Source organism: Pseudomonas sp. ITEM 17296 (assembly GCF_028895205.1).
GTDB classification, from domain to species: domain Bacteria; phylum Pseudomonadota; class Gammaproteobacteria; order Pseudomonadales; family Pseudomonadaceae; genus Aquipseudomonas; species Aquipseudomonas kermanshahensis.
On sequence record NZ_WJRS01000011.1, the window covers coordinates 162619 to 180921 of the forward strand.

The window sequence follows — 18303 nt, forward strand, 5'->3', positions numbered from 1 at the left end:
CAAAGCGCTGTACCTGATGGGCGCCCCCACCCCTGTGGGAGCGGGTTTACCCGCGAAGGGGCCGGCACACGCGCTGCAAACTCCCGCTATTACCCCCACCGCAAGACACAATCTCGTCATTCAGCCTTTTCACTGAAGCTCAACAGGCATATGGTGTACGCCGTCCATATTCCCTGGAGCTGTCATGTCCAACCGTTTCCCCTCCGTTCGTCCGCGCCGTCTGCGCCAGAACGAATCCCTGCGCTCGATCTTCCAGGAAACCGAGTTTCGCCTTGAAGACCTGATCCTGCCGATCTTCGTCGAAGAAGGCATTGACGATTTCGTGCCGATCACCAGCATGCCTGGCGTCAACCGCATCCCTGAAAAGCTGCTGGCGCAGGAAATCGAGCGCTACGCCCGCGCCGGCATCAAGTCGGTGATGACCTTTGGTGTCTCGCACCATCTGGACGAGGTTGGCAGTGACACCTGGAACGAAAACGGCCTGGTGGCGCGCATGGCGCGGATCTGCAAGGACACCGTGCCGGAAATGATCGTGATGTCCGACACCTGCTTCTGCGAATACACCAGTCATGGCCATTGCGGCGTGGTGCACGACCACGGCGTGGACAATGACGCCACCTTGGCCAACCTGGGCAAGCAGGCCGTGGTCGCGGCCGCAGCCGGTGCCGACTTCATCGCGCCATCGGCGGCGATGGACGGCCAGGTCCAGGCGATTCGCGGCGCCCTGGATGCCGCAGGCTTCCATGACACCGCCATCATGGCCTACTCGACCAAGTTCGCCTCGTCGCTCTATGGCCCCTTCCGCGAAGCGGGCGGCACTGCGCTCAAAGGCGACCGCAAGAGCTACCAGATGAACCCGATGAACCGCCGCGAAGCCGTGCGCGAATCGTTGCTCGACGAGCAGGAAGGGGCCGATGTGCTGATGGTCAAGCCGGCCGGTGCCTACCTGGACGTGATCGCCGACATCCGCGCGGCCTCGCGCCTGCCGCTGGCGGCGTATCAGGTCAGTGGCGAGTACGCGATGATCAAGTTCGGCGGCCTCGCCGGTGCCATCGACGAAGGGCGCGTGGTGCGTGAGAGCATCGGTGCCATCAAGCGCGCCGGTGCCGACCTGATCCTGACCTACTTCGCCATGGACCTGGCCCGCGAAGGCATCTGATCAGTAAAAGGTATTCGCGGCCCTCCAAGGGCCGCGATTACCCTGAGATGGCCTCTAGCCACAAAAAATTTACTAAGCGCTGAATTATTTTGTGTCCCTTTGTCTCTGATGCCATAGAGCATTCAGTGACAAGGAAATGGGCATGAAATCTCGCAAGAAAAGCGTCAAGCCAATTGGCTTGAAAGATATCACCATCGTCGACGACGCCAAGATGCGCAAAGCGATCACCGCTGCCGCACTGGGCAACGCCATGGAGTGGTTCGACTTCGGCGTTTATGGCTTCGTCGCCTACGCGCTCGGCAAGGTGTTCTTCCCCAACGCCGACCCTAGTGTGCAAATGATCGCCGCCCTGGCGACGTTCTCGGTACCGTTTCTGATTCGCCCGCTGGGTGGGTTGTTCTTCGGCGCGTTGGGCGACAAGTTCGGCCGGCAGAAGATTCTCGCCGCGACCATCGTGATCATGTCGTTGAGCACCTTTGCCATCGGCCTGATACCGTCTTACGCCACCATCGGCATCTGGGCGCCCATCCTGCTGTTGCTGGCCAAGATGGCCCAGGGCTTTTCGGTGGGCGGTGAATACACCGGGGCGTCGATTTTCGTCGCCGAGTACGCACCCGACCGCAAACGCGGCTTCCTCGGCAGCTGGCTGGATTTCGGCTCGATCGCAGGCTTTGTGCTCGGCGCAGGTGTGGTGGTGTTGATTTCCACCGTGCTGGGCGAGGAGAAGTTCCTTGAGTGGGGCTGGCGCCTGCCGTTCTTCCTGGCCCTGCCGCTGGGCATCATTGGTCTCTACCTGCGCCATGCGCTGGAAGAAACACCGGCGTTCCAGCAACACGTCGAGAAGCTCGAACAAGGCGACCGCGAAGGCCTGGCCTCCGGCCCCAAGGTGTCGTTCAAGGAAGTCGCCACCCAACACTGGCGCAGCCTGGTGACTTGCATTGGCGTGGTGATCGCCACCAACGTCACGTACTACATGCTGCTCACCTACATGCCCAGCTACCTGTCGCATAACCTGCATTACAGCGAAGACCACGGGGTGCTGATCATCATCGCGATCATGGTCGGCATGCTGTTCGTGCAACCGATCATCGGCCTGCTCAGCGACAAGTTCGGCCGCCGGCCTTTCATCATGGTCGGCAGTGTCGGCCTGTTCGCGCTGGCCATCCCGGCCTTCATGCTGATCAACAGCGGCGCGCTCGGGCTGATCTTTGCCGGGCTGTTGATCATTGCCGTGCTGCTGAACTTCTTCATCGGCGTGATGGCGTCGACGTTGCCGGCGATGTTCCCCACGCATATCCGCTACAGCGCGTTGGCCAGTGCCTTCAACATCTCGGTGCTGATCGCGGGGCTTACCCCGACCTTGGCGGCCTGGCTGGTGGAAAGCACCGGCAACCTGTACATGCCGGCGTACTACCTGATGGTGATCGCGGCCATCGGCCTGATCACTGGCCTGACCATGAAAGAGACCGCCAACAAGCCGCTGCGCGGCGCAGCGCCTGCCGCGTCGGACATCGATGAAGCGCGCGAGCTGTTGCAGGAGCACCACGACAATATCGAGCAGAAGATCGAGGACATCGACACGCAGATCGCCGAGCTTGAGGCCAAGCGCAAATTGCTGGTGCAGCAACACCCGCGCATCGATTAAGGGACGGGCCGAGGGTTTTTCGGCGCTACCCGCAGCGTTTGGTTAACGCGGCATGTAGCCGCGTTGCCAAGAGCGCGGAATGAACCGTGTCACCAGGGCCAGCAGGCACGCCAGCGCGCAACTGCCTGCCAGCGCCTGCAGGCCCAGTTGGTGCTCAAGCCAGGCGCCCAGTGCGGCGCCCAGCAGCATGCCAGCCCAAGGCACCAGCTGTACCCGCCAGCCGTTGCGCCGCTCGCCCAGCAACCACCGCCCCAAGCCGCGGCCGAAGCGGGACAGGGCGCCGGTGACATAGGTCAGGCCGATCGGCAGGCCATTCACTTGTTCGACCACGGCATTGATCATGCCCATCGCCAGCGTCGCTGCCAGCAGCGCCGGAAACGTGGCGGGCAGGGGCCAGGCCGCCGCCATGCCAAGCAGTACGGCGACCACCAGCAGCACCGGCCAGGCGCGGCGTCGGCAAGCCCGGGCCAGTATCACGCCCAGGGCATTGCCTGCGACAAAGCCGAGCACCGCGCCACTCAGGCGCAGCACCATGGCCAGGTCCGCCTCGCTGATGGCCACTGCCAGACGGGTGGTGTTGCCACTCATGAACGACACGAAATCACCCAGCGCCAGCAGGCCGATAGCATCCGTCATGCCGGCCAGTACCGACAGCGCGGCGACCAGCCCCAGGCCCACGCGACCGCGCAGGGCCTGCAGCTTCAGCCGTCGTGCGTTGCGGGCGGGCAGTGCGTTGGGCAGCATGCTCAGCGCGGCAGTGTTTCGCGGGCCAGCGTGCCCTTGAGCGTTCGCTCGACCACATCGACCAGCACCATGGTCTGGTGGTCCACTTCGATGTTGAGCAGCTCGCCAGCCTTGTAATGGGCGAAGGTGGTCTGGCGCAAGGTCTCGGGGATCAGGTTGATGGTGATGACGTTGTCATCGACATCGGCGACGGTCAGGCTGCAACCGTTGACCCCCAGGAAGCCGCGGGGGAATACGTACTTGGCCCATTGCGCTGGCATGCGGAAACGGATGAACGCACCGGTCTCTTCGATCACCTGTTCGACGATCTCGGCGGTGGTGGCGATGTGCCCGGCCATCAGGTGGCCGCCAACCTCGGCGTTCATCTTCGCCGAGCGCTCGATGTTCACGCTTTGGCCGGCCGTCAGGCAGCGCAGGTTGGTGCGTTCGAGGGTGGCATTCATGGCGTCGAACTTCACCTGGGTGCCGTCGATCTCGGTGACTGACAGGCACGTGCCCTCGACACTGACGCTGGCGCCGATCTTGAGGTCGTCGAGCAGTTCAGGGGTGAGGTCGACGGTGAACTGCCGGTGGCCTGGGTAAGGGGTCACAGCAAGCAGCGGGCGAACGGCCTGGACGATGCCGGTGTACATGGAAATTGCTCCTGGGCACGGGAAAATGAAGTCCCCCGGAAGCTATGCCTCTGAAGCGGTAAAAGCAAGGCGGCCGCTGCCCCTCACACATGCCCGCTGCTGTTCACGATGCGCAGGCACAGCGCCTCGTACGGCTCCAGGTTGACCATCAAGCGCCCATCTTCGGTCAAATCCCCCTCGACCGTCTCGTTGATCATGTCCACCACCGTTCCCGGTGTGAAGCCGGTCAAGAGCAGCTCCTCGGCAATGACCGTCTGGCCAAAGTTCAGTGCGCTGATCTGGATGCCGCGCCCCGCTGGCAGCTCGTGCACCATCACCAGCAAACCAGGGCTACTGACCTCGGGCACCAGCACTTGGCGGCTGGTGGCGATGCCATAGGCCTGGCGCACGGCCAGCAGTTTTTTCACCTTGCTGGCGAACGAGTCGCTGTTCTCGAGCTGGCTGTCGAGGCTGCCGTAGAGCGCCCGCGCCCGGGGCATGCCGCGCACCGACGCCTCAGCGTCGGGGGCGAGCCCGGCCAGGTCGTAGCCGCCACGGTGGATCCAGCGGGTGTCGCCATCGAGCATCCGTTCGGCCACCGCCTCGGCAGGCAAGGGCAGGGCGCCGACCAGGTCCCAGCCGGACAGTGCGACCACACCGGGCTGCATGGCGTTGTACATCACCAGCAGCAGGTGGATTTTCTGGATGCGCTCGATATCCGCTGCGTCGATCTGCGCAAGGTCGCGGATACCCAGCGCGGCGGTGATCAGGCTGGCGGTGGTGCAACTGATGCCATTGGTGACGAAGCGCAAGTTGTAGGGGGCATGTTCGCCAGACAGGCGCTCATAGATTTCTTCGCGTATGTGCTCGCGCAAGATACTGCCAGGCAGAGTCTGGCCCTTGAACAGGTACATGTCGTGGGCATGCAGTGTCCAGAAGTGCACCAGTTCGACGGTCAGCTCGTCATGGTTTTGCAGGGCGTGGATCAAGGAAGCCGGGTCGATGCCAAACGCGTGCATTTCCTTGAGCATCAGGCGCAAGAACTCGGTGTCGCCGGTCAGCAGTGCATGCTGGTAGGCGGGGCGGGTGATGAAGTCATAGGACAGATCGGCGCCGCCCGTGGACATCTGGGCTATGTCGTCGATTGTCAGGTTAAGCTCCTGGAAGCTGAACCCGCCCGCCTTGCGAATCATGCCGCCAATCAACTGGTTGCCGACGATCGACAGCGGGTGGCTTTCGGACCAGGCGGTGCCCTGGAGCCGCGTTTCCACCCCGAGAAAACCATTGGCATCCAGGCGCAGGCCCCGCGCGCCCAGGCAGTCCAGCGCATGCAGGGCATCCCCGATGATCATCTGCTGGGCGGCGAAGGTTGGGTCGAGCCAGTTGAGCGACGGTTGGCCTTCCTTGAAGTAGTGCAGGTACACCCAGCGCCGGGTCTTGCCATCGACGCCGGTGATGGGCGGGGTGACGCTCCAGTCGGTCTCCTTGACCCCTGGCTCGAAGAAGATCACCCGCTGCAACTGGCCGACGATGTAGTGGCGGGCCTTGAGCTCGTCGCACACAGCCGGCAACAGGTTGACCGCATCACGGCCTGCGGGCACCTCGGGCAGCAGCGGCCAGTCTTCCTCGCGCACTTCGACCATGTGGTAGAGCCCAGGGTAGGCCCCGTGGGCCAGCTCAGCCAGGCGGAAGTCGGCACCTTTGCCGGTGTGCGAAGGGATCAGGTCATCGATGGTCACAGCGTTGTGCGCAGCGGCCATGCGGCTCATCTGGATCAAGTCCTGCTCGCTGCCGTAGAGCGGGTCGATGTCGAAGCTGATGCGGTCGAAGTTACCGTCCACGCTGGGGGTGAACTCGCGGCCACGCACGCCGCCGGACTGTTTGATCGGGCCAGTGTGCACGCCTTGTATGCCAATTTCCGACAAACGCTTCCACAGCGCCTCGTGGGCCAAGGCCGCCAGCACCGAGCCGCCCTCCGGGGCAATGATGGCGTCTGGGTAGACCGTCAGCCACACCGAGGCGATTTCAGTGGCGCGGCGGGGCTGGGCTTCGGCGTAGGGGTTCTGCCATAGGCGCGATTGCCCCGAATACAGGCGGGCCCGTTCCTGGGAGGCCTTGAGCATGGAACGGTCTTCGAGCCACTTGATGTATGACGGGTCGGGTTGGGTCATCTCGCGTCCTCTCTGCGTGTCGGCACCGGCCACAGTTATGACGGCGTTGCAGGCGGAACGTTCGGCGTGAAACGGAGTGGCTGCAATCTTCAAGCTTGCGTCGCCCCAGTGGGAGCCGGCTTGCCGGCGATTGGGCTGCAAAGCAGCCCCCCGGTTCAACGGCGCGCCGACAACTGCTGCGGTGCCAGAAATGCACCATGAAAGTAGTTGCGCAACGCCTGCATCGCCGGGCTGAACGCCCGCTCGCGATGCCAGGCCAGGCCCACGCTCATCGGCGTGACCGGGTCGCTGATGGTCACCGTCTCGATCCGTTTGCCCTCCAGCGACCAGGGCCTGTGCACCAAATCAGAGAGGATCGCCACGCCGCTGCCATTGGCAACCATGCTGCGCACGGCCTCCACCGAGCTGGTCCGCACGCGCACGCTGGGCCGCTGCCCGGCCTGCTCCCAGTAACGCATGGCACTTTGTTCGGCTTCGTCCACGGTCAGCAGAATGAACGGTTCGCTGGCCACATCGGCCAGGCTCACCGCCGAGCGCTCGCACAGCGGGTGGTGGCCGGGCAGCCACAGCCGGCGCTCGGAGTTGAACAGGGTTTCCGAGACGATATCCGGGTGGGTGAGGTTGGCGGTGAGCACCACGGCCATGTCGAAGCGCCCCTCCAGCAGCCCTTGCTCGATCGCGCTGCGCTCTTGCTCGTGCACTTCCAGGGTCACGTCCGGGTGCCAGTGTTCGAGGCGTTGCAGGTGGTGTGGCAAGAAGTAGCCAATCACCGTATAGCTCGCCGCCAGGCGCAGCAGTCCGCTGGCGCGCACGTCTGGCAGCGGGCTGTTCAGCGCATCGTCGACGCTGCGCAAAATCACGTAGGCGCGGTTCAGAAAGTGCCGGCCCGCCTCGGTCAGGCTCATGCCCTGGGCCGAGCGCTGGAACAGCAGCACGCCGAGCATCGCCTCGAGTTCCTTGATTGCGGTGGTCACCGCCGACTGGGAAATATTCAGGTGGATCGCCGCCTGTGAAATCTGGCCGATCTCGGCAGTGGCGACGAAGTAGCGGACCTGGCGCAGGGTCAATGACACGGTTGGCTCCCGGTGTATCTGATTTTCAGAAGACACCCTATCTGTTTATAGATCTTCCCAAGGGGGTGTGGAAAATCTAACGTGGCTTGCATGCAGTCACAAGTGCCAGGAGATACGTTCATGCAGGTGGTGGATTTCAATTCGGACATGGGTGAGGGCTTCGGCCCGTGGACCATCGGTGATGGCGTCGACAACGAGCTGATGGCTTTTATCAGCTCCGCCAACATCGCCACCGGCTTCCATGCCGGCGACCCCGGCACCATGCGCCGCACTGTCGAGCGGGCCAAGGCGCTGGGCGTGGGCGTCGGTGCACACCCAGGCTTTCGTGACCTGGTCGGTTTCGGCCGCCGGCACATCAATGCCACCGCCCAGGAGCTGGTCGACGACATCCTGTATCAACTGGGTGCGCTGCGTGAAATCGCCCGTGCGCAAGGTGTGACCTTGCAGCACATCAAGCCCCACGGCGCGTTGTACATGCACCTGGCGCGCGATGAGGTGGCGGCCCGGCTGTTGGTGCAGAACCTGCGCGTGGTCGAGCCGCAATTGCTGTTGTACTGCATGCCAGGCTCGGTGATCTGCCGTATTGCCGAAGAACTTGGCCAGCCGGTGGTGCGCGAGTTCTATGCCGACCGCGAGTACGATATGAGCGGCTCCATCGTGTTCACCCGCAACGTGCGCGGCTACCAACCCGAGGCCGTCGCCGAGCGCGTGCTGCGCGCTTGCCAGCAAGGCCTGGTGCGTACGGTCGAGGGGCAGGACCTGGCCATCACGTTCGATTCCATTTGCCTGCACAGCGATACCCCCGGCGCACTCGACCTGGTCGAGGCAACGCGCAAGGCGCTGGATCAGGCCGGTATCGAGGTGCGTGCGCCACGCTGAGTTTTACCGGCACCTGGCGCACCTAGGCCAGGGCCGCTGCATCGATTTGATTTCGCCTGCCTTTCTATAAAGATTCCAAGAAAAGGAACAGTCATGGCCGAGCCGGTTGCTTCTACCCCGATCCGCTACAGCTTCGGTGCCGACGAGCACCTGTTTGCCGAGGTCAGTGACAGCATGTCGCTGGAGGCCTTTTTCAAAGGCATGGCCGTCACCCGCGCGGTGGAGCGGCTTGGCCTGGAGGGCGTCCTCGACGTGTGCCTGGCCAACGCGTCGTTCCAGATCCGCTTCGACCCTGACCGTATTGCCCCCGAGGCCCTGCTCGAAGCCGTACGCGGCGCCGAGGCAGAGGCGGTGGCCGAGCGCTCGCTGCACACCCGCATCATCGAAATCCCGGTGCTGTACAACGACCCCTGGACCCACGAAACCCTGATGCGTTTTCGCGATCGCCACCAGGACCCGAGCAGCACCGACCTTGAATATGCGGCGCGGGTCAACGGCCTGGCCGATGTCGAAGCGTTCATCGCTGCCCACAGCGGCGCACCCTGGTTCGTGTCGATGGTCGGCTTCGTCGCCGGCCTGCCGTTCATGTTCCAGATGGTCGAGCGCGAGCGGCAACTGCAGGTGCCCAAGTACCTGCGCCCACGCACCGACACGCCCAAGCTGACCCTCGGCCATGGCGGTTGCTTCGGTTGCATCTACTCGGTGCGCGGGGCGGGGGGCTACCAGATGTTTGGCGTCACCCCGGCACCGATCTACGACCCGCAGCAGACGCTGGCCTACCTCAAGGCGCACATGGTGTTCTTCCGCCCGGGTGACATCGTGCAGTTCAAGCCGATCGACCGCCGCGCCTATGACCAGGCGGTGGCGGATGTGGAAGACGGTTGCTTCAACCTGCGCATTCGTCCGGTGGCGTTCTCCCTGGATGCCTTCCTCGCCGACCCAGTCGGCTACCCCAAGACGCTGCAGGAGGTGCTGGCATGATCAAGGTACTCAAACCCGGCCTGGCCACCTCGGTACAGGACCTCGGCCGCGAGGGCTATTACCACCTGGGCATTCCGCCTTCCGGGGCGCTTGATCAGTACGCTTTGAGCGCAGCCAACCATCTGGTCGGCAACCCGGCAGGCGCCGCGGGGCTTGAATGCGCGCTGGTGGGCCCAGAACTTGAGTTCCAGCAGGATGCGCTGGTGGCAGTGTGCGGCGCGCAGATGCCGGCATTGCTCGACGGCCGTGAGCAGCGCCCCGACACCGCGTTCGCGGTCAGGGCAGGGCAGGTGTTGCGCTTCGGTTTCCCCACGGCGGGTGCCCGGGCGTACCTGGCCGTCGCCGGGGGTATCGATGTGCCCGAGGTGCTCGGCAGCCGATCGACCTACGCGCTGGGGGCCTTGGGTGGGCACCATGGGCGAAAGTTGCTGGCAGGCGATGTGCTGCCAGTCGGTGTGCCCAGCGGCAAGACCCGCGCCGGCGCAAGCCTGCCGATGGCGTTGCGACAGTCGCTGGGTGGCGAAGTGGTGTTGCGGGTGGTCCCAGGCTTGTATTTCCATCGCCTGACCGACGCAGCAGCGCAGCGCTTCTTTACCGAGGCGTGGACCGTCGGCTCCGAGGCAGACCGAATCGGCTACCGCTACAAAGGCGGCAGCCCATTGAGTTTCCAGCCGCGTGAGCAGCCGTTTGGCGCCGGCTCGGACCCCTCGAACATCGTCGATAGCTGCTACCCGATCGGCTCGATCCAGGTGCCGGCGGGGCTGGAGCCGATCATTCTGCACCGCGATGCGGTGTCCGGAGGCGGGTACGCCATGATCGGCACCGTGATCAGTGCCGACCTGGACCTGATCGGGCAGATGCAGCCTAATCAGCAGGCGCGGTTTTTGCCGGTGAGCCTGGAGCAGGCGTTGGAGGCGCGGCGGTCGTACAAGAAGAAGCTGGGGTGTGTTGCCAGGCTGTTTGGCTGATGGTGGTGTGGGGTGGAGCATTTTTGTGGTGCTCCACTGTTCGATAATTGGGCGCTATTGTTGCTGCTTTTTCGCATGTCTGAATTGTAGTGCGCGACCGGGTTGACATTTGTGACGCTGTCTTTGGATAAGCGTTCTAGAACTTCAATAGGGGTTTTTTGATTTGCTGCAATAGCCTGCCTAACACGAGGCTCTTCGTCCCTGGATAAAAGGTGCATGCTATCGAGGTCTAGTTTACGTTTTCTAGCCACAGCGTGGCGAGTTCTCCAGTTACCACTAAGGGCTAGTTTAGCGAGGATAATGGCTGGTATGGTGTTGTTTTGTAATATCATTAGCTCGAAATTCACATGTTGATCGAGCATGCTTTCCCAGACGTGCATCTCAGCCTCATCTGAAATTGACCTGCTTTTAAGTGTCAGGTCATCGTTTTTGAATAAGCTTATGAATGCCGCTGCTGAATTTATTATTTCTTTTCCTGGTGCTTTAATAATTTAAAGTCTATCTGGCGACCAGTTCGTAAGTGGGCGTATTTTGATTCTCTGCATAGTCTAGTGTTATTTGTGAGGATAAATCTGAAGGGATGAATATTACGTCGTCACAGGTGTTCTCGTTGAGGTCGAAGTTACTATTGTTTGTTGCTTGCGGTGCAATCAGTGCGGCGCAGCAATATTTCCAATCGTCGTCCATCAGTAGGTAGTTTTCGCTTTGAATAAGGTTTTCATTCATGAGCTCAAAGCACTCTTTTGGTGTTGGGAATGGTTTCGTAGTTATGCTTGCAGTTGCCCGTAACTTTAGGTGGCCTATTATGTTGTCTGTTTCAACTAAGTCGAGGTGTACAATAGGGTGTTTTCCATGCAGGAGGTTACGGATTTCCCTTTCATGCGTAAGATTTAGCTTTTCTGTAAAGTAACTCTTTTTTGTGTTGATCAGTTTTCATTCGAAGCATTCCTGGTAAAAAGCTTTTCCTTTGTCTTTTCGAATCTGAGGGCGTCCATGCCTGCTCAATCTCGCATTGCCGTCGTCATCAAGCTTGACTCTTCCTGCTTAAGAGTGGGGTTTATCGGAAGGGTGAATGAGGGTCGGTTTTATGAGGAATACCCATAAACTCAGTTATTGCTTCGGCGTTCATCCGCAGTATTCGTCGTCGTTGCTCTTGAGCAAATGACCGCCCTGGGGCATACATCGAAATATGTGCCCCTGTCACCATCTAAGTGGCGCGCGCAAATTACTTGGGGTCTGGGTTGGTTTTAAATTTATTGTTCAAAACTATATCAACGTGGTGATCCCATGAAAAATTTGAAGCCAAATCCTGAAGGTGGATGTGCTCGGCTTCGTTAGTGTCCATCTCATAGGCTGCATTTATTAGAAATACTCCTAAGGCCCGAATCATCGCTGGAGACGCAAGTATAGATATTTCATCTAATTTTAGGGGTTTATCGGTACCGGATTGCGTGCCCCAGGCTTTAATTGGTTCAAGCTTGATCATATTTTAAATTCTTTATCTCTAAGAAAATCTTTTTCAGTTCGCGTGAGCTCTGTGCTGCTGCCGCGTGATTTATGGCTCTGCGAGCCATCCTTGTTTATAACAATTTCTCTTCTTCTGGTCTTGCACTGGCAATGAGCATGGACTTGCTGGTCTGTATTTTCAACGTCCGGTGGATCTATTCTAATCTGTCCATTGCCCACCGCACCCCACTGCCCGGAGCGAGCCAGACCCAGAGGATCAATTCATTGAGTTGAATTGGGGGTATACTGATATATGTTTATTCCACCCGAAAAGCTTATCGGGTCTTTTTCGACGAAGCGGCCAATTTGGGAGTCGTAATAACGATGATGATTGTTCAGTTTTGTCTCGCTATCGAAGTACTGTCCCTGAAAACGTAGCTGATTCCCAATTTTAGCCGTTCGAACTGCGTCATTCTGCTTTTATTCAGCAAGCCCCTTGCGGGTGCTTTCTGTTGTTTTTTAATAGTCATAGTGGCCGTTATCCTGGTTGTTGAAGTGAGCGCCACGGTTTTGAGGATTGTTTTTTCCGAAATCATGGCCGCCAGCATCACTTCTGATTAGACGGCCAATTTCGTCGTATTCGAAGGCTGTGATGCGATAACCATGGATACGGTGGTGTGTTTTCGTGTTTATCTCAACAGTCACTTCAGAAACCTGTCCCAGCCGCTATTTTGTTTTTCAAAGATTTTATATTTGTTCTTTTGAAATGGTTGTTGGGGTAGGGGTTATTAAATTTTCTAATGACAGATGTGCGTCATTCAGGTCAAGCATTATTGCACCAGTTTTTTTTGGTAAGTTGTTAGGGTTAGAAAAGAAAATCTCAAGACTTTTTTTTATGGCTAAAGCGATTGTCGATATTTTTGTCTGGTGGATGATCTTATTTTTGTGAATTATGCTTATATTTCTTTGGTCTTTCCGTAAGGTTATGAAAGGGGCGGCTTCAGTAGGAATGAATTCAAATTTTTTATTATTTTTAGATAACTCAATTACCCCATCTATCAAAGAGGTTATGGAGATATAAAGCATACATTTTCCTGACGCTATGCTCTTGTTATCTAGGGTGAGGGATATTACTCCTTGATCTAATTCGTCCGCAAGACAATTGTTGTTGATACGACTTAAAGTGAAAACCATCATAATTACTCGCTCCGAACGGGAAAGACAGTTATAGTGCGATTATTATCGCTAGAGTCGAATACGCCGCGTACTCTGTCTCTTTTTCCGTTGACTTTCATTCTTTTTTCATAGGTTTGTATTCTTCGTTCGGGGGCGCTAATTTTTGTGCCTTGTTTAACTAGGCATTCACAAGCAGTTTGGATTTGGTCTTGCGTTGTTCCAGAAGGGAACAAATCGCCCTCTCCGTTAAGAGCGTTGGTCCCGCTGATGTGCCTTTCATCAATATGTTGCCATCCTTCTTTTGAGTTGCCGGCGGGTATCCACGGTTTAGGTTGCTTCCTTCCAGCCAGCCCCATGGGGTCTGTCCATTGAACAGGATTGCTTGCGTAAAGATAAAAATTGTGACCGCCTTCGAAGCCAATTGGATCTTTCGTACCATAACGTCCTGTTATAGGATCGTAATATCTATGTCGGTTGTAGTGTAGCTTGGTTTCAACATCGAAATATTGCCCCTGAAAACGCAGTGGATTACCGATATTTGCCCACTTCGCCTTATCGCTCTGTGTCTCTTTAGCTAAGCCCCAAGTCTTATACGTCCCGCTCCAGGCAATTTCCCCACCACCATCAGTTAGCTCCATAGGGGTGCCTAGCTGGTCACATTGATACCAAGCGAACGCATCAATAGGTCTGAGTGTCGGCTTGTGCAGCCACACCGGATCCCGATCAATATCGTAGTGGTCGCCATACGTCGGTTGCGGCAGCAGATCCAAGCTGGTGTTGATCACCGCCTGCGCCACTGGAATGAACGTTCCCGGCTCAAATACGTAGTGGGTGGTACTGCCGTCACTTTCCTGTCGATGACGACATTCAGTAGCGAGTGTGTCGTCTTCCCAGGTGTACCATGTGAAGCCGCAGCCTAGCTCTTCATCCCGCTGTCGCCGCGCATTCTCATTCCATATAGGCCCTGCCTGTGGGCGATCCCGGTACTTGGAGCGTGAGTGTTTGTAGAGGCGACGGCCCAGTGCGTCGTAGGCGAAATCGACACTCAGCCGGTCGTCTTCATAGCGCCGTAGACGGTTATAGAGATCCCATACAAATCGACCCTTTTTGCCATTCTCGATCCGCTCGGCCAGGTTGCCGCGCTCGTCGTAACGGTACTGCGTGCCACAGTAGCTGCGCAGCACGTTGTCGTTGACCTTGCGGGGGGAGTGCGGGTTCGGTCCCGGCGGCGCTTCGGGGTCCAGCAAGTTGCTCGCCGGGTCGAAGGCGAAAATTTCCTTGTTGTAGTTGTGCGTGGCTTCGAGTAGCCGGCCCACCGGGTCGTAACGGTAGTAGGTGTCGCCTCGGTTCAGGTCATTGACGCGAGTCAATTGGCCGCTTTCGTCGTATCGATAGTTGCGGGCCGCAATGCGCTTAGTGGCGCCATGCCGTGCCACGGTTTGCTCAAGCAACTGACCATTGGGGCTCCAGGCTTGACGCTGAATCAGGCCATTGCCTTGTTCTCGGCCAATCTCGCGGTGCAAGTCGTCACGCTGGTAGCTGATCAGTTCACGATCATCGAACTTGAGGCCGAGCAAATGACCGCTGCCATAGGTCAGCCAGCTGACGCGATGGCCATCAGGCCGTGTGGTGGCAACCCGTAAATTGAGGGCGTCGTACTCGTGGGTGAACACGGCGACCTTCGGCTGCTTCATGTACTTGAAATGCTGATGCTCGCGGGTGTTGTTGCCCGCCAGGTCGTAGAACCACTGCAGCTTGCAGTCCTTGTTCTCGGCGAGCAGTAACCTGCCATTACCGTCGTAGGCGAACGTTTCGGTCTCCCATACCTTGCCACCGCGTTGGCCCGCGTTGCTTTCGACCAGCCGACCCATGGGGTCGTACTCGAATTGAGTGATGCGGTCACCGTCGAGGCGGCGGGTGGGAAGGTCGCTGCTGTTGTCGTAGAGGTAGTCGGTGACCTGCCTGTCGAAGCCGGTCTCCTTGATCAGGCGGCCTACGGGGTCGTACTTGAAACTGGCTTCGCTGTTGTTTTCGTTGCGCAGACGCACAAGCTGGCCGAGCTTGTCCCAGTGGTAGGTGAGGGTGGTGTCGTTGGCGTTGTGGCGCTGATGAAGCAGTCCGGCTTCGTTGTAGTCCCAGCGGGTACGCCGATTCAGCGGGTCGGTGAAGCTGAACAGTCGGCCTTCGGCGTCATAGTCGAAGCGGTCCTGAGTTTTGTCGGGATATACCACACGGCTCAGGTTGCCCGCTTCATAGTGATATTCGGTTACCTCGCTGGCAGCGTTGGTGAGCTTGGCCAGTTGCCCGAACGTGTCGTACTTCCACTGTGTGGTCTTGCCCGAGCAGTCCGTGTAGCTGGCCAGCTGTCCGTCGCCGTTGTACGTGAACTTCTTCTCGCCGCCGTTGGCATCAATGATGGCGATGGGCAGATTGTCGCTGTTGTAGGTGTACTGGGTTTTGTTCTCCAGTGGGTCGATGGCTTCGATGATGTTGCCGCGCTGATCGTAGTCATAGCGCCATAGCCCACCCTCTGGATCTCGTGTTTTGAAGCGCTGGTCGAGATCATCGTAGGCGTGATGGATCGATGTGCCGTCCGGTCGGGTGTGCTGCAGCAGGTTGCTGCGCTCATCATAGGCATAGTGGTCGATACTGCCGTCGCGATGAACGTGTTGGACCACATTCATTGCATCGTCGCGGAAGAGCCACTCCTCGTTGCCGTCGGGATGGACGATGCGGTAGGTGTAGCCTTGAAGGTTGTAGTAGTGCTTGGTTTCGTTGCCAAGCGCATCCGTCACGTAGGTAAGACGGATGTTCTTGTCCCACTCAAGTCGTACTTCGTAGCTGCCATCGTCTGCCCACTCGTGAATGGCTTTGGCGTCAGCCCCCTCGCCGAGCCATTCCAGGTTCATGGCCCGCCCAGTACGGTCGGTGTATCGAGTGATCAGGTGGTGTTGATAGGTGTAGCCCCACTGTCTGCCATGCTCATCGCGGGCAGATACGAGATCACCGTCTGCGCTGTAGTCATATTCGGCCAATTGCCGCAGCGATTCACCGTCGTTCATCAGCCATAGGCTGGCAATGCGCCCGCTCTGATCAAGACGGGTATGGATGTGCAGATGGGGCTGGTCGTTCTGGTAGGACAGCAGATCCGACAGAACGTGAATACCTTCATGGAAGTGCTCGTAATGCAGGGCGACTCTGGCGCCACCGCGATGGCGTATGGCGATAAGGCGGAAGACATTGCCGACGCGTTCATATTGCTCTTCAACGCGATGCCCACGAGCCAGCGACAGTGTTCGCTCGCCGGTACGAACGAGTACAACTTCCTCGATGGGGTCATGGTGAAACTTGCCTAGCCTGGGCAGCGGATAGTCGTGTGAGCGGCCATCAGCGGCCTGATAACGTAATGCATCTTCAATGACGTCGAAGTAAACGGAGAACGGGGATAGCCAGCGCGCACCCAGTGGACCTGCGTCGAGCGCTGAGTGGCTGGACCGGTAGTTGCGTGTCCACGACACTGGAAAGGGCCCTGGAAGTGCAAAATCGGTGTGCACAAGCTGCTCAGAACCGCGTGCGAAGGTGATGCTGTTACAAGTGCCCACGCAGGCGGTGTTCTTCTTGCCGTTGGGATCCTGCCTGGCATCCGGTTGCTTGCCGATTGCTCCCAGTTCATGCTGACCGCTAACGCCTTTGGCCTGCTTGATACCGGTTGCCGGAACATTCGTATTGAGCTGGGTGCGCTTGCGCCGAGCAGCCTGTGCAAGCATCGATAACAGATAGGCAATGCTATGTTCGGTTCCGGTATTTCCCAAGGCGGTGAGGCTTTGCTCGACGTGAGTGGCGAGCTGTCGAAGAAGTGCGACGTATCTGAAGCCAACTGCTTTTATGGCATGCGGGATCAGCTTGGATACAGCATTTAAGCTCGCAACGGTGGCAACCTCAATCGGTAGCGTTGCGTGCATTGCCAGCGCTTCGAGCAAGGAGAGGGACTCGCTGTTGGCAGCGGGTTTGTGCGTCAACTGACCTTTGAGAAAGTCCTCCACTCCGCTGGCAATCGTGAGCATGATCGCCTTGCCCGACTTACCGCATTTCGCAAGAATCTCCGACAGTTCGGCTTGAGCGTGTGTGACAAAGTTTTCCAGTTCTCCCAGGATTGTGGCATTGAGGTGTCCTGTCAGAACGACGACTAATGCTTCACCCACTGCGGCGTTCGGGTTAGCTTTGACCTGCTGTTTGACAAGGTGAAGGGTGGGTCTCAGGCTTTTTCTTGCAAAAGCCATGACGGGCGGGAAGGGTATTATTCCAATCAGGTTGATGCCAAGGCTGACCCAGTCAAGCAGGCTTGGGTTTTCACTTTCTGTGAGTGTGATTATGTCGCCGACGGCGTCTACCGCCGCCATGATGTTGTTGGCAATAGGGATGAAATCGGCGGCCGTCTTCAAGTCCGCCAAAGTCAGCCTGTTCTCGCTGAGTTCTCTCAGCCAGAGGTCAACGCTGTTGGCGCCGGTTTCTACGTCAGCATAAAGCTCATCCAGGGGAGCGACTGCCGTTTCCCGTGGGCGTGTGGTTGGAAGCGTGCTCATTATCTTGTTTTCCCCTGGGCGGTAGCGACAACAGCCTTCGATAGATCGAGGGCTTGGTTTTTCAAGCTGTGCTTGAGCAGATTCTTGGCGCGTAGGGGATTGACGGGTGGGGTGTTGGCGAGAATGGTGCTTGCGACCTCTTCAGCTGCCTTGGTTGCAAGCTCAGTAGTTGCCGCTTTGAGCTCAGGTGCGTGGGCATTGTTGATTTCACTCGTAGGTGACCACGTTTCGGTTGGATCCGTGCCCAACGTCACCTTCGCCGGTCCGGTAGCCAGTCCGGCCACTGTAGCGAAGCCTTCACCGTCCAGTTTTCCAGTGAAAATTCGACCGAGTGCGTCCTCAACGCGATAGTCTGCCTGCTCATAGGCATGGCGGCTTGCGTAATGTTGGAATAGCTCCAGATTGCCCTTACCCGATTTGATGTCATCAGGAAACGCCGCCGCCTGACTCTTTGAGCCCTTGTAGATGAAGTCCGTCGCGTGTGCCGTGTATTGCCCAGCCGTGGCGTGCAGAATGCCGCCCGCGTTGTAGGTCGTACTGCTGCCACCGGCTTGAATCACCAACGCTTCCTTGGCACTGAGGGTGATCCGTTCTGCGGTCACGCTGACCTTGAGCTTGGCCAGCAGGTTGATGTTGTCCTTGAGCGCCTTCAGGTCGATGTCTCCTGACGCGGCCACCAGTCGCCAGCCCATGCTCTGCACGAACTGCCGTACGCCCCGACTGGCACTTATCAGCAGGCGTTTGCCAATGGCCATGCTGGTGTGGCCGCCGGTGCTCAGGCCCAGGTGCTCGCCGCTGGCGATGTGGGTGGATTGCGGTGTGGTAGTCGCGATGCCGGTTGGGCTGGCGATCACCAGTTGCGGGTCC

At 58.6% G+C, this 18303-nt stretch carries 14 protein-coding genes; 5 read left to right on the forward strand and 9 right to left on the reverse strand.

Going from position 1 to position 18303, the window contains the following annotated elements:
• The first annotated feature begins 184 nt into the window (after positions 1-184).
• The gene (gene hemB, locus GIB19_RS14820) at positions 185-1159 is read left to right on the forward strand and encodes a porphobilinogen synthase (protein ID WP_027593504.1); all 975 of its coding nucleotides are present in this window, start codon (positions 185-187) and stop codon (positions 1157-1159) included.
• Between the two features lie 142 nt (positions 1160-1301).
• Positions 1302-2804, forward strand: a complete 1503-nt coding sequence (gene proP / locus GIB19_RS14825; protein ID WP_027593503.1) for a glycine betaine/L-proline transporter ProP — start codon at positions 1302-1304, stop codon at positions 2802-2804.
• Positions 2805-2846: 42 nt separating this feature from the next.
• Here the strand turns inward: proP and GIB19_RS14830 are convergent, their stop codons facing one another.
• The 4 genes from GIB19_RS14830 to GIB19_RS14845 all read right to left on the reverse strand — a co-directional run bounded on the left by GIB19_RS14830 (position 2847) and on the right by GIB19_RS14845 (position 7403).
• Positions 2847-3548, reverse strand: a complete 702-nt coding sequence (locus tag GIB19_RS14830; RefSeq protein ID WP_099429155.1) for a YoaK family protein — start codon at positions 3546-3548, stop codon at positions 2847-2849.
• A 2-nt stretch (positions 3549-3550) separates the two neighbouring features.
• Complete coding sequence (locus GIB19_RS14835) at positions 3551-4180, reverse strand: riboflavin synthase subunit alpha (RefSeq protein WP_274887002.1); 630 nt, start codon at positions 4178-4180, stop codon at positions 3551-3553.
• An 83-nt stretch (positions 4181-4263) separates the two neighbouring features.
• On the reverse strand, positions 4264-6330 hold the full coding sequence (treS, locus tag GIB19_RS14840; protein WP_186680110.1) for a maltose alpha-D-glucosyltransferase: 2067 nt from the start codon (positions 6328-6330) through the stop codon (positions 4264-4266).
• Between the two features lie 155 nt (positions 6331-6485).
• Complete coding sequence (locus GIB19_RS14845; RefSeq protein ID WP_027593499.1) at positions 6486-7403, reverse strand: LysR family transcriptional regulator; 918 nt, start codon at positions 7401-7403, stop codon at positions 6486-6488.
• A 120-nt stretch (positions 7404-7523) separates the two neighbouring features.
• On the opposite strand from GIB19_RS14845, the gene GIB19_RS14850 reads away from it, so the two are divergent.
• The 3 genes from GIB19_RS14850 to GIB19_RS14860 all read left to right on the forward strand — a co-directional run bounded on the left by GIB19_RS14850 (position 7524) and on the right by GIB19_RS14860 (position 10231).
• On the forward strand, positions 7524-8282 hold the full coding sequence (locus tag GIB19_RS14850) for a 5-oxoprolinase subunit PxpA (protein WP_027593498.1): 759 nt from the start codon (positions 7524-7526) through the stop codon (positions 8280-8282).
• 93 nt (positions 8283-8375) lie between these two features.
• Entirely contained in the window at positions 8376-9263 is an 888-nt protein-coding gene (locus GIB19_RS14855; RefSeq protein WP_027593497.1) for a 5-oxoprolinase subunit B family protein, read from the forward strand.
• Entirely contained in the window at positions 9260-10231 is a 972-nt protein-coding gene (locus tag GIB19_RS14860; RefSeq protein ID WP_274887004.1) for a 5-oxoprolinase subunit C family protein, read from the forward strand. The genes GIB19_RS14855 and GIB19_RS14860 overlap by 4 nt, the downstream gene beginning before the upstream one ends.
• A gap of 1225 nt (positions 10232-11456) precedes the next feature.
• Here the strand turns inward: GIB19_RS14860 and GIB19_RS14865 are convergent.
• The 5 genes from GIB19_RS14865 to GIB19_RS14885 all read right to left on the reverse strand — a co-directional run.
• Positions 11457-11717, reverse strand: a complete 261-nt coding sequence (locus GIB19_RS14865) for an Imm32 family immunity protein (protein ID WP_274887005.1) — start codon at positions 11715-11717, stop codon at positions 11457-11459.
• Between the two features lie 242 nt (positions 11718-11959).
• Positions 11960-12127, reverse strand: a complete 168-nt coding sequence (locus tag GIB19_RS14870) for an RHS repeat-associated core domain-containing protein (protein WP_274887015.1) — start codon at positions 12125-12127, stop codon at positions 11960-11962.
• A gap of 297 nt (positions 12128-12424) precedes the next feature.
• Positions 12425-12763, reverse strand: coding sequence for a hypothetical protein (locus GIB19_RS14875; protein WP_274887007.1), 339 nt, complete (start codon positions 12761-12763; stop codon positions 12425-12427).
• A 113-nt stretch (positions 12764-12876) separates the two neighbouring features.
• Positions 12877-17436 (reverse strand): RHS repeat-associated core domain-containing protein, encoded by a 4560-nt coding sequence (locus tag GIB19_RS14880; RefSeq protein WP_274887009.1) that lies wholly within the window; start codon positions 17434-17436, stop codon positions 12877-12879.
• A partial coding sequence (locus GIB19_RS14885) for a DUF2345 domain-containing protein (protein ID WP_274887011.1) occupies positions 17436-18303 on the reverse strand: 868 nt, incomplete at its 5' end. The genes GIB19_RS14885 and GIB19_RS14880, both read right to left, overlap by 1 nt.